Source organism: Sphingomonas sp. LH128 (assembly GCF_000293195.2).
Classification (GTDB): domain Bacteria; phylum Pseudomonadota; class Alphaproteobacteria; order Sphingomonadales; family Sphingomonadaceae; genus Novosphingobium; species Novosphingobium resinovorum_A.
Window position 1 is genome coordinate 1 of record NZ_ALVC01000353.1, and the last position, 12,227, is coordinate 12,227.

Sequence of the window (12,227 nt, forward strand, 5' to 3'; positions counted from 1 at the left end):
CCGCTGGCCGCGCAAAGCCGAGCCCTCGGCAGAGCGTCCTGACGATAGTTGGCCGTAACAGGCCAGCGGTCCCAGCCTTCGCTGGGATGACGGGGTTGGAGGGACGACGCGCGCGCATCCTCCCTGGCACGGGGAGGGGGGAGGATTCAGGCTTTCTTGCGTTTTTTTCTTGGCGCGGCCGTCGACTGACGCACGATCAGGCGATGCGGAAGCACCACTTCGCGCGCCGGTCCCTCGTGGTCCTGCTGCAGGAGCGAATCCAGCATCAGCCGCATCGCCGCCTCGCCGATCTCCACCGTGGGGATGTGCACCGTGGTCAGCGGCGGGATGGCGAAGGCGCCGAAACGCAAGTCGTCGAAACCCGCCACCGACATCTCGTCCGGCACGGAAATGCCGCGCTGATGCAGCGCGCTCATCGCGCCCATGGCCATCTCGTCGTTGGCGCAGGCGACGGCGGTGAACTCCGCGCCGCTGTCGAGCAGGCGCACCATCGCATCGTAGCCCGACTGGAGCGAGAAATCGCCGCGCGCCACCAGCGCTTCGTCGAACTCGATCCGCGCGCGCAAAAGGCCCAGCTTGTAGCCGGAAAGACGGTCCATCGACATGAACTGGTCGAGCGGCCCGGTGATCGCGGCAATGCGCTGGTGCCCCAGTTCCGCCAGATGGCCGACGATCAGGGCGCTGGCCTCATGGTTGTCGGTGCGCACGCGCGGCAGGTTTAGGTCGGGCGGATACTCGCAAGCCGCGACCATCGGCGGCAGCTTGCTCTTGGCCGGGGGATTGAGGACGATGTCGGGGAGGTTCTTTTCCAGCAGGATGAGCCCGTCGGCCTGCTTGCCCGCGATCATCGAGGTGAACTTGTTGAGCGCATCGACGTCACCCTCGGTGATGCCGAGCAGCACGCGCATCTTGTTGGCGCGCGCGACGTTCTCGATCCCCTCGACGAAGGCTGAGGTGAACGGGTTGTAGATGCTGGGCACCGCGACGATCACGTTGTCGCTGCGCTGGCGGCGCAGGCCCGCGGCCAGGTGGTTCGGCTCGTAGTTGAGGTCGGCGATGGCCGCCTCGATCCGCTCGATCGTGGCCGGGCGCACCAGCGAGGGGGTGCTGAGCGCGCGCGACACTGTCGCTACCGATACTCCCGCGACGCGGGCGATGTCCTTGATGTTCGCCATTGGATGTAAACGTTACATAGCCGCGAGGGGCGGAGCAAGCGAAGTTGCGCGATGCGCAACTTTCGTCACGCCGCCGCAATCACCTCCGCCGCGCGCCACGCAAAGGCCATCGCCGGGCCGTTGGTGTTGCCCGAGATGCCGGTCGGCATCGCCGAGCAGTCGGCCACGTAAAGGCCGGAGACGCCATGGACCCGAAGGCCCGCATCGACGACGCCTGCATTGGGACCGGCCTCGGCCGAGCCCATGCGGCAAGTGCCGGTGCCGTGGAGGCCGGTCGAAACCATCCAGTTCGCGGCCTGCTGGATCTCCTCGTCGGTCTGGACGGAGGGGCCGGGCACGGTCTCGGCGCCGATGTAGGGGGCGAGGGCGGGCTGGGCCATGATCTCGCGCACCTTGTGGATCGCGCGCAGGATCGTGGCGCGGTCCTCGGGCGCGGCGAACCAGTTCGGCACGAGGCGCGGCGGGGCGGCGGGGTCGGTGCTCGCCAGTTCGACGTAGCCGTGGCTATTGGGGCGCAGGCAGAAGGCGGTGGCGGTGATCCCGGGGACCGCCTCGGTCTGTCCGCGCCCGGCCTCGGGCTTGTCGTCCTCGGACGACGCCATGGAATAGGGCGAGATGCCGAGTTGCAGGTCGGGCCAGTCCTTGTCCGCCTCCAGCGAGGCCATGACCGAGACTTCCGGCAGCAGCGAGGCCATGAGGCCCTTGCCGGTGAGGATGTAGCGCAGGCCATGCCAGTAGGCGCGCCAGCCGCGGAATTCGTGGTTGAGGCCGCGCGCCTTGTTCAGCCGCCATGACAGGGCGACCATCATGTGCTCGTTCATGTTGCGGCCGACGTGCGGGTTCTCATGCACCACATCGATGCCGTGGCGGGCGAGAACGTCGGCGGGGCCGATGCCGGAAAGCTGGAGCAGCTTGGGGCTCTGTAGCACGCCTGCGGTGAGGATGGTGCGGCCTGCGGTGAAGGCAACATCCTTACCCTCGATTTCGGCGAGGACGCCGGTGGCCTGCTTGCCCGCGAACGTAACGCGGCGCACCAGCGCGCCGGTCAGGATGGTTAGGTTCGGGCGCTTGGCCGCGGCCTTGAGGAAGGCGGTATAGGCGGTGACGCGATTACCGCGCGGGTCCACGGTCTGCTGCGTGCGACCGGCGACTTCGGTGCCCGGCGCGTTGACGTCGTCTAGGACGGGAATGCCCGCCTCGCGCGCCGCCTGCAGGATCGCGCCGGTCAGGACCGGGTCGCCCTCCGGCACTTCGGTGACTTCGAGCGGGCCACGCTTGCCACGGCGACCGTAGCTTTTGCCGTGGTAGTCTTCGAGTTCCTCGTAGCAGCGCTCGATCTCGGCCCAGTTCCAGCCGGGATTGCCCTGCGCTTCCCATGCGTCGTAGTCGCGGGGCTGGCCGCGAAAGTACCACGTGCCGTTGACCGCGCTCGAACCGCCGAGGCCCTTGCCGTAGAACCAGGTTTCGCCGGCGGGGCGTGTCCCCTGCTGCTCGGCGGGGAAGGGCCAGTACCACTTGGGCTTGGTCCAGATCTTGATCATGCCGCGCGGCATGCGGACCATCAGTTCCTCGTTGCGGCCGCCCGCTTCGAGGAGGAGCACCTGGCTTTTGCCATCGGCGCTCAGGCGCTCGGCGAGGACGCAACCGGCGCTGCCCGCGCCGACGATGATGTAATCGAACTCAGTGCGCATGCTCGGGGCTCTCAAGCGTTCTTGTAGGCAGGAAGGAAGCGGAACAGGATGAGCGAGAGGCCCATCGCCACATAGCTGGCGGCAGGCAGCCAGACGTGCCCGGCCATGACGGCGGTGACGACCTCGGGCGTGACGGGCGCCTTGGCGTCGTAGGCGGCAAGGCTGAGGAACCACGCGCCTGCCGCACCGCCCACACTCATGCCCAGTTTCACGCCGAAGCTGGAGGCGGCGAACAAGAAGCCCTGCGCGCGGTAGCCCGATTTCCACGCGCCGTAGTCCACCGCGTCGGCCATCAGCGAGAACAGCAGACCGCCGATCAGACCCTGCCCGATATAGGCGACGCAGTTGGTCGCGATCAGCCAGGTGTGGTCGTTGGAGAGCGGCATGATCGCGGTGAAGACGGTGGCGACCGCGGCGCCGATCGCGCCGGTCATGCGCTTGCCGATAGCGTTGGCGCAGACGCCCGCAAAGCCGGTGCCGACCAGAACGGCGAGCATCGTCAGCATGAGGGTGGAGGTGAACTCCGCCTCGCCCAGCACGCTCTGCGCGAAGTAGACGAAGGACTGGATGTGGCCGGTAAAGCCGATCCAGAAGAAGAAGTTGACCAGCATCGTCGCGATCCAGGGCCAGTTGCCCTTCGTCGCTTGCAGCGACTGCGCGGTGGTGAGTTTGGCGACGGAATGGTCCACCTCGACCCGCTCGCGCGTGTTGGCGAAGGCGTTGAGCATGCAGACCAGCGTGATCGCGCCGGTGATCGCGGCGAGGACTAGAAAACCGTGCGCCTCGTCCCCATTACTGAAAGTCTTGACCAGCGGCAGCGCGGCGTAGCCGATGCCGACCGTGGCCGAGGAACCGATGAACTCGCGCAGGGCGTTGACAGTGTTGCGCTGCCTGGGATCGCGGGTCAGCGTCGGCAGCATGGAATTCAGCGGCAGGCTGACGGCGGAATAGAGAATACCCATCAGCGTATAGGTCGCGAAGATGAAGGCGATCTTCTGCCAGCCCTCCAGCGGCGGTGCCCAGAACACGATGGCGCCGCAGACCGCGAAGGGTACGGCGAGCCATAGGAGGAACGGTCGATGTTTGCCCCAGCGGGTTTCAGTGCGGTCGATCAGCAGGCCCATCATCGGGTCGAACACGGCATCCACGCAGCGCGCGATCAGGAACAGCGAGGCGACCGTGCCCGCGCTGACGCCGTAGACGTCGGTGTAGAAGTAGAGCAGGTAGGCATTGGTCATGCCGAACGGCAGGTTGATGCCGAAGTTGCCCAGCGCGTAGCTGAGCTTCTCGCGCCAGGTCAGTGCGCCGTTCATGCAGCGGTCTCGTTGGAAAGACGGTCCAGCACTTCGCCGGCGAAAGCCAGCGACTTGCGGGTTTCGGTCAGAGGATCCGGCACGGCGTCGATCTCCAGGATGGCCCACTTCTGGTCGGCCTTCGATAGCATGAGCTTGGCCCAGCCGTCGAAATCCACGGTGCCTTCGCCGATGGCGCAGAAATATTCGCGGTGGGCGTGATGGATGCCATGATCGATCGGGATGTTGATCGGCATCGCGCTCTTGGCGTCCTTCCAGTGCGCGGTGACGACACGCTCGATGTGGCGCGCGACGACGGTGACCGGATCGCCGCCCGAAAGCAGGATGTGTGCGCTGTCAGGGCAGAAGCCGACGTAGACCGGATCGGTCAGCATCAGCAGCAGGTCGATGTCGCGCGGCTGACAGAAGGTGGAGTGGGCCTCGGTATGGAGCGCGAGGCGCACCCCGTGCCGCAGCGTCAGCGCGCCGAGACGGTTGCAGAAGTCCGCCGCCTTGCGGGCGAATTCCATGTCGACGAAGACAGGCGGCTCGGCGTCCCAACTGGTGCGCATGGGCAGGCCCATGACCATGATGTCGGATCCCCAGGCGGCAAGCGCCTTCGCCGATTCCTCGGCGCTGTCGAGCCAACGGGCCTCGGTCTGCGCATCGCCCATGCCGCCCTCGATGGCGACGTCGGCGAAAAAGCCGCTGGCGATGGCGAGATTGCGCCGGTCAAGCTCGTCCCTGGCCGCTTCGATCGAACCATAGGCGGCGATCAGGCCTTCCGGGCCGAAGGGGGAGAAGGTGAGTTCGATGCCGGTGACGCCGCTTTGCGCCAGCGTGTCGAGCATGCGGTCCCAGAAGGCGCGGGGCTGTTCACGGCCGAAAGTGACGACCTCCTGCTCATTCGCCATCCCCCAGAAACCGGGATGGAAGAACGTGATGAGATCGACGCCGAACGACAGCATTTAGATGGATACCTCAGCCTGCGACGGCGCACCGGCCATCGCCGCGCGCCACCAATGTAAACCTTTTCTTTTCTTAAAAAGGCCCAATCCTCGCATGTTGTCAAGCGATGGCTGTGCCGGGCTTGCGCGAATGGCGGAATTCCCGGTAATTAGCCGGTGGTATCGTTTTCATTAAACGACCGTAACCAGCGTCGCAAACGGGAAAGAAACGTCGTTTATGGTCGTATTCGCAAGCGCTTTGCGGGCGGACTGCCCGGAAAGGCTCCTCGAATCGCTCGCCACCTTCTATCGCGACAGTGCGATGCGGTTGGATCGTGCGTTTCGGGCGCGGAAAACGGTCTGACAGGAAATAAAGAGGTTCGCAGGACATGAAGACCATCAAGGGGCCGGGCATCTTCCTCGCTCAGTTCGCCGGTAACGACGAGCCGTTCAATTCGCTCGATTCGATCGCGGCGTGGGCGGCCTCGCTCGGCTACAAGGGCGTGCAGGTGCCCAGCAACGACGCGCGGCTGTTCGACCTTGAAAAGGCGGCGGACAGCCAGGACTATTGCGACGAGGTGCTGGGCATCCTTGGCCAGCATGGTCTGGCGCTGACCGAACTGTCCACGCATATCCAGGGCCAGCTGGTCGCGGTCCATCCGGCCTATGACGCGGCGTTCGACGCCTTCGCTCCCGAAGCGGTGCGCGGCAATCCCGGCGCGCGGCAGGAATGGGCGGTGAACCAGATGCATCTGGCGGCAAAGGCCAGCGAGCGCCTTGGCCTGACGACGCAGGCGAGCTTCTCGGGCGCTTTGGCGTGGCCCTACTTCTATGCATGGCCGCAGCGCCCGGCCGCGCTGGTGGACGAGGCTTTCGCCGAACTCGCCCGCCGCTGGCAGCCGATCCTCGACCGCTTTGACGAATGCGGCGTCGACATCGGCTTCGAACTGCACCCTGGCGAGGACCTGCACGACGGCGTGACTTTCGAGCGTTTCCTCGAGGCAACCGGCAATCACCCGCGCGCCAATATCCTCTACGACCCCAGCCACATGGTCCTGCAGCAAATGGACTACGTCGGCTTCCTCGACGTTTATCACGAGCGCGTGAAGTGCTTCCATGTGAAGGACGCAGAGTTCCGTCCCTCGCCCAAGGCGGGGGTCTACGGCGGCTATCAAGGCTGGGTGGAACGCCCGGGCCGGTTCCGCTCGCTCGGCGACGGGCAGGTCGATTTCGGAGCGATCTTCGCGAAGATGGCGCAGTACGACTTCGCGGGCTGGGCCGTGCTCGAATGGGAATGCGCGCTCAAGCATCCGCAGGTCGGCGCGGCGGAAGGTGCGCCGTTCATCGAAAAGCATATCATCCGGGTGACCGAACATGCCTTCGACGACTTCGCGGGCGGCGACGGAGCACTGCCGGATTTCCGCCGGATGGGCATGTCCTGATACTGAGGGCCTGAGAATCGGAAACCCCGGGAGTGCGGAAGCTCCCGGGGTTTCTCTTTTACCGTCTGCGGTTGCGACCCGAGAAGGCTCTGCGCTTGTCCGGCACAGGTGGCGGAGGGAGGAGATCACCGCCTGGCTACAAAAAGGCCCCTCGGGGCCACGCATGAATCACATATAGATGTAAACGATAACATCTGCAAGCTGTACGAAAGAACAGCGAGTCCCGAAACGGCGCAGCTACCGGCGTTACTGTTCACTGCCGGAAGTCGGGGCGCAAGTTCGCAGCGTAGTGCCGGGTACAAGTGCCGGATAGCGTTCGAGAATTGCCGCCGTGACACCATTTGTCCAGCCGAAGCCGTCCTGCAGCGGATACTCGCCGCCGCCGCCCGCGCGGCGTTCCTCCACGTCGTATTTCTCCAGCATCTTGCCCGTTTCCAGGTATGTGCAGTTCACAGTGCCGAGCCAGCGCGCGGCGACGTCCTTCGCCAGAGCGTCCTGCCCACCGCGGTGCAGCCCCTCCAGGGCGACCCATTGCAGCGGCGCCCAGCCATTGGGAGCATCCCACTGTTGGCCGGTGCGCAGGATCGTCGTTCGGATGCCGCCTTCGCCCAGAAGTGCGCGCCGCGTGGTTGCGGCGATGGCCGTGGTCTGCGCGGGGGACGCCATGCCGACGAAGAGCGGAAACAGCGTGGCGGACGACTGGACGCTGCCTGGCGTGCTCTCGTCGAGAAGCCAGTCGGCGAACCGCCGCTGGCGGCTCTGCCACATGTATCTGTCGATGGCGCCTTTGCGCGCTGCGGCCCGCTGGAAGAATTCGCGCGTGCAGGGCTGATCGCCTGCCTGTTTGCAGCCTTTCTCGATACGCTTCTCCATCGCCCACATCAGAGCGTTGAGATCGACCGGCACCACCCGCGTGGTGCGAATGGTCGCCAGGTCCTGCGGGTCGGAGAGCCAGCGCGAACTGAAGTCCCACCCGCTTTCCGCGCCCGCCCGCAGGTCACGGTAGACTTCGGCGGCAGGCCGTGCGGAGGCCTTGGCAGTGGCGCGGTCCTCTGCGAAGGATTCGTCGCGCGGCGTATCGCGGTCATCCCAGTAGCGGTTGAGCACGCTGCCGTCGGGCATGCGCACCACCCGCTCGCACGCTTTCGCCGCACGGGCACAGCTTTCGCCGGCCATCCAGTAGGCATGCTCCTTGCGCAAGGCCGCGAGACGCCGGGCGCGGACGGTGCCGTCGGTCTGTTTCGAGAGGTCCAGCATGAGAGCGAAGAACGGCGGCTGCGAACGGCTGAGGTAGTAAGTGCGGGTGCCGTTAGGGATGTGACCGAAGCGCTCGATCAGGCTGGCGAAGTCGTCGATCATCCCCTCGACCAGATCGTCGCGGCCATCGGCGACGAGGCCCAGCATCGTGAAGTAGGAATCCCAGTAGTAGATCTCACGGAACCGCCCGCCCGGCACGACGTAAGGCGACGGAAGCGCGATCGCCGAACTTGCGGGCGGCGGCGTGACCGCGTCGCGCGAAAGCTGCGGCCACAATGTCCTTATGTGTTCGCGCAAGGGGGGCAGCGGCTTGTCGTTGACACCGGGGACGGTGAAGTTGTCGAGCACGAAATAGCGCAGGTCGGTCGGAGAGGTCGGCGGCTTCGCCGCGTACTCCGCCATGATCGCGTCGGGTGCGCGCCTGGGCACGGCGTCGGCGAACGTCTTGCCGTCCTCGAAGACGTGGCCTTCCTGCACCGCGGCGAAAAGGTCCCCGAACTGATCGGCGGGGGAGGGCTGGGCATTGGCCGTCAGGGCGAAGGCCAGGAATGATGTGCCGAAGCCCGCGCAAAGGCGGCGTACCCTGCTGCTCACGAAACGTATTCCGGCAATTGACTTCCCCTCTGGCCGTGCTCTTGGCAGAGGCAACGGGTCAGACTGCACAGGGTTTCATGAGAATTGAGGCAATCCGCATTGCGGCCATCGTCACCCAGGCGCCTTGAGGGCCGGTTCTTTGCGCATGATGCCCCGCCGTTTGATCGCGAGCGCACGCGGCCAGTTGTCGCTTGCGTCGGCGTGTGATTCGCCGAAGTTTCGACGGGCGGCCCACTCACCCCACAATTCACGGGGGGGGGCAGGGTCAGACAAAAGGTTCAGGGAAAAGCGCAAGCGACGAGTGCAGGGCGAACCGGAATACCGGTCGGCAGCCCTTCGGGAATGGGGATCTTCGGCAGCGGAAAGGCGGTGCCAACGCGCGTACCCATGCGGTGCGCCTTCACAGATGGGGGTTATTGTGACCACGACTGCTCGATTCATGGGCGCCACCGGCGTCTCCGTCCTCGCATTGCTGGCAGCGACTTGTCCGGCTTCGGCACGGGCCGAAGCGGCGGACGCGGCCGCCGATACCGCAGCGGCGGCGGCTGAGGGCGGCGGCGGTCCGATCGGCGAGATCGTCGTCTCGGCGGAGCGCACCAACGTCACTCTCCAGAAGGCGTCGCTTTCGGTCACGGCGGTCACCGACGATACGCTGAACAAGGCGAACATCACCGAAGTCACCGGCCTCAACGGCAGCGTGCCGGGCCTCGTCGTCGCCAAGAGCGGCGGCGGCGAGCGGATGATCTCGATCCGCGGCATCGGTTCGGAGACGCCGGAGAACCCCTCGACCCAGCCGGGTGTCTCGTTCCACGTCGACGGCGTCTACATCTTCAATTCGATCGCCGCGAACGCTGCCTTCATCGACGTCGCGCAAGTCGAAGTGCTGCGCGGTCCGCAGGGCACGATGTACGGGCAGGGATCGACCGGCGGCACCATCAACGTGGTGTCGAAGCAGCCCGACGCCTCGGCGCTGTCCGGCTCGGCGAACTTTGGCTACGGCAACTACAACATGCTCAAGGCCGATGCGGCCATCAACGTGCCGATCACCGATACGCTGGCGATCCGTGCCGCCGGGCAGCGCCTGCGCCATGACGGCTATGCCAAGGCCACGGATGTCGCCGGGCAGCCCGGCTATGAACTCGACGATGCCGATGAATGGGGCGGCAAGCTGGCCGTCAAGTGGACCCCGACCGACCGCGTCTCGGTGCTGCTCTCAACCATCCAGTACAAGGGCGACCAGAACGCGACCGCGCAGAAAAACGTGCTCGATCCCAATCCCGACCCGCGCGAACTGACGCAGGATTTCCCGGGCAAGACCTATATCCGCACCCAGCTCTATTACGGCGTGGTCAAGTTCGACCTGGGCGGCGCAACGTTCAGCTCGATCACCGGCTACCAGAAGCTGCACAGCGACCTGTCATGGGACGGCGACGGGCTGAACCCGGCACTGTTCCTGCAGGCCAGCGGTGGCTTCTACAACTACGACCACATCGCCACCTGGCAGCAGAACACCGCCTCTTGGACGCAGGAATACAACATCGCCTCGGACAACGAGGGGCCATTCCGCTGGATCGTCGGCGGGGTCTACCTGCGCTCGAAGAACAAGAACTACATCAACGAATATCGCGACAACAAGGGCGACGGGCTTAACCCGCCGCTGGCCACGGGCACGCTGTTCAGCGATCCGCTGGTCAAAGCGATCACTTATGCCGAACTCTCGGCCATCACCCGCGAGGCCTATGCCGGGTATGCGCAAGGCAGTCTCGAACTGACGAACGCGCTGACGGTGACGGCGGGCATCCGCTACAACCACGACAAGTACAGCGGCGTCAGCGACAGCATGTCCGGCGGTACCAGCGGGCAGACTTCAGGGGCCTATCTCCAGCCTGCGCCGACCCTCGGCACCAGCACCGGACGCCTGACCGGCAAGTTCGCGCTGGACTACCAGTTGACCCCCAGCAACATGGTCTACGCCAGCTACACGCGCGGCTTCAAGCCGGGCGGCATCAACAGCGCGGCGGCGAGCGGGAACAGCTCCTACACCATCTTCGGCATGGAGACCGGCGTGAAGCCGACCTACAAGCCCGAGACTTTGGACTCGATCGAGATCGGTTCCAAGAACCGCTTCTTCGGCGATACGCTGCAGATCAATGCCTCGGCGTTCTACTACTTCTACAAGGACCTGCAGTTCCTCGAGGAGGACGCGGTGCTGTTCGGTGAGGGCATCAGCAATGCCCCGAAGGCGGAAGTCTACGGCGCCGAACTGGAGATGGACTGGCACGCCACGCAGCACCTGAGGTTCGAGGGCTCGCTGTCGCTGCTGCACGGCAAGTTCACCGAGGACTATCTGGCCCTCAACGCCACGGCTGCCGACGCGGCACAGGTCGCGGCGGGCTATGGCGGCGTCGGCGGCTTCTTCGCCAATTTCGGCAATGCGGTCTATGTCCGCGAGGCAGCGCGCGAGAACATCAACGGCAACAAGATCCCCAAGATGCCCTCGGTACAGGGATCGGCGGCGCTCTCGTGGACCGGCGATATCGGCCCCGGCGAATTCACCGCCCGCGCGCAGTACATCTATCGCGGCAAGTTCCAGTCGCGCGTATTCAACACGCCGGGGCAGGACGATACACCCGACTACTCGCAGGTGAACCTGTTCGCCAGCTACGCCTTCGCCGATACCGGCTTCAGCGTCTCGGCCACGGTGACCAACCTGTTCGACACGAACGGCATCAACTCGCGCTTCACCGATCCTTACGGCAGCGGGCAGATCTCGGACACCTACATCCCGCCGCGCCAAGCACTCTTCTCGGTCGGGTACAAGTTCTGATAGATTGGGCGAGGGAGCCGATCCGGGAGTCAGCATGAGCGTCACCGTCTTCGGTTCCCTCAATCTCGACATAGCGCTGCGCCTGCCGGCGAAGGCCGCCTGGGGGCAGACCCTGCTGGTAGAGGACAGCGCGCAGGCGATCGGCGGCAAGGGACTCAACCAGGCGGTGGCCTCGGCGCGGTTCGGATCGGTCACCCGTATGGCGGGGGCTGTCGGCGACGATGCGGCGGGGCGCCTGCTGCTGGAGGCGCTTGGCGGTGATGGCGTCGATACCGCGCATGTCGAGGTGCTGGCAGGGCAGGGCAGCGGTCGCGCCACGATCCTGATCGAACCCGGCGGCGACAACATGATCGCGGTCGAGGCCGGGGCCAACCTCCTGGCACGCGCCGAGGTGGCGCTCGGTGCGATCGACGCGGTGACGCGGGTGCTGCTCGTCCAGCTGGAAACCGATATCGATGCCATTGCCGCGCTGTTCGCCAGCGATGCGGCCGCGCATGTCCGCAGGATCGTCAACGCCGCTCCGGCCATCCCGGCGGGCGCGCGGCTGTTCGGCATGGCGGACATGATGATCTTCAACCAGACCGAGTTCGCCGACTATCTCGCGCTGGACCGCGAGCCGGAGACGCTCGACGATCTGCTCGTGGCACGCCGCCTCTTGGCGCGGCCGGATCAGACTGTTGTGGTGACGCTCGGCGCGCTGGGATCAGCGGCGATCGGGGTGGAGAGTGCGACGTTCGTGCCTGCGGTTCCGGCCGAGCGGGTGGTCGATACCAGCGGCGCCGGGGATTGCTTCTGCGGCGTGCTCGCCGCCTGCATCGATCAGGGCGTGGGTCTGGAAGCGGCGCTGCGACTGGCTAACGCTGCGGCGTCGCTCTCGGTAGGGCGCAGGGGTGCCGCGCCGTCGATGCCCTTGAGGTCGGAAATCCCCTAAAATTCCTCCCCGAGCTTGCTCGGGGAGGGGAACCGCCCGCGCAGCGGGTGGTGGAGGGGGGAGAACCTCGC

Annotated in this window: 8 protein-coding genes; 3 read left to right on the forward strand and 5 right to left on the reverse strand. The window is 65.7% G+C overall.

The annotated features are described in order from the left end of the window. Positions 1–146: 146 nt before the first annotated feature. The 4 genes from LH128_RS24445 to LH128_RS24460 all read right to left on the reverse strand — a co-directional run bounded on the left by LH128_RS24445 (position 147) and on the right by LH128_RS24460 (position 5,126). Complete coding sequence (locus tag LH128_RS24445) at positions 147–1,175, reverse strand: LacI family DNA-binding transcriptional regulator (RefSeq protein ID WP_008832368.1); 1,029 nt, start codon at positions 1,173–1,175, stop codon at positions 147–149. 65 nt (positions 1,176–1,240) lie between these two features. Next, entirely contained in the window at positions 1,241–2,866 is a 1,626-nt protein-coding gene (locus LH128_RS24450; RefSeq protein ID WP_008832369.1) for a GMC family oxidoreductase, read from the reverse strand. A gap of 11 nt (positions 2,867–2,877) precedes the next feature. Beyond that, positions 2,878–4,179, reverse strand: coding sequence for an MFS transporter (locus LH128_RS24455; protein WP_008832370.1), 1,302 nt, complete (start codon positions 4,177–4,179; stop codon positions 2,878–2,880). After that, the gene (locus LH128_RS24460) at positions 4,176–5,126 is read right to left on the reverse strand and encodes a sugar phosphate isomerase/epimerase family protein (RefSeq protein ID WP_008832371.1); all 951 of its coding nucleotides are present in this window, start codon (positions 5,124–5,126) and stop codon (positions 4,176–4,178) included. The genes LH128_RS24455 and LH128_RS24460 overlap by 4 nt, the downstream gene beginning before the upstream one ends. Positions 5,127–5,494: 368 nt before the next feature. Between LH128_RS24460 and LH128_RS24465 the strand changes: the two genes are divergently transcribed. Beyond that, entirely contained in the window at positions 5,495–6,547 is a 1,053-nt protein-coding gene (locus LH128_RS24465) for a sugar phosphate isomerase/epimerase family protein (protein ID WP_008832372.1), read from the forward strand. 246 nt (positions 6,548–6,793) lie between these two features. Here LH128_RS24465 and treF read toward each other — a convergent pair whose 3' ends face one another. Further along, entirely contained in the window at positions 6,794–8,398 is a 1,605-nt protein-coding gene (gene treF, locus LH128_RS24470; protein WP_008832373.1) for an alpha,alpha-trehalase TreF, read from the reverse strand. Between the two features lie 418 nt (positions 8,399–8,816). Here treF and LH128_RS24475 point away from each other — a divergent pair, with 418 nt between their 5' ends. After that, positions 8,817–11,225 (forward strand): TonB-dependent receptor, encoded by a 2,409-nt coding sequence (locus tag LH128_RS24475; protein ID WP_231958287.1) that lies wholly within the window; start codon positions 8,817–8,819, stop codon positions 11,223–11,225. A 34-nt stretch (positions 11,226–11,259) separates the two neighbouring features. Then, positions 11,260–12,156, forward strand: coding sequence for a ribokinase (locus tag LH128_RS24480; RefSeq protein WP_008832375.1), 897 nt, complete (start codon positions 11,260–11,262; stop codon positions 12,154–12,156). Positions 12,157–12,227: the final 71 nt, after the last annotated feature.

Coding starts and splice junctions, on each gene's coding strand:
- LH128_RS24445 (WP_008832368.1), bottom strand. CDS start 1,175: ATGGCGAACATCAAGGACATCGCCCGCGTCGCGGGAGTATCGGTAGCG.
- LH128_RS24450 (WP_008832369.1), bottom strand. CDS start 2,866: ATGCGCACTGAGTTCGATTACATCATCGTCGGCGCGGGCAGCGCCGGT.
- LH128_RS24455 (WP_008832370.1), bottom strand. CDS start 4,179: ATGAACGGCGCACTGACCTGGCGCGAGAAGCTCAGCTACGCGCTGGGC.
- LH128_RS24460 (WP_008832371.1), bottom strand. CDS start 5,126: ATGCTGTCGTTCGGCGTCGATCTCATCACGTTCTTCCATCCCGGTTTC.
- LH128_RS24465 (WP_008832372.1), top strand. CDS start 5,495: ATGAAGACCATCAAGGGGCCGGGCATCTTCCTCGCTCAGTTCGCCGGT.
- LH128_RS24480 (WP_008832375.1), top strand. CDS start 11,260: ATGAGCGTCACCGTCTTCGGTTCCCTCAATCTCGACATAGCGCTGCGC.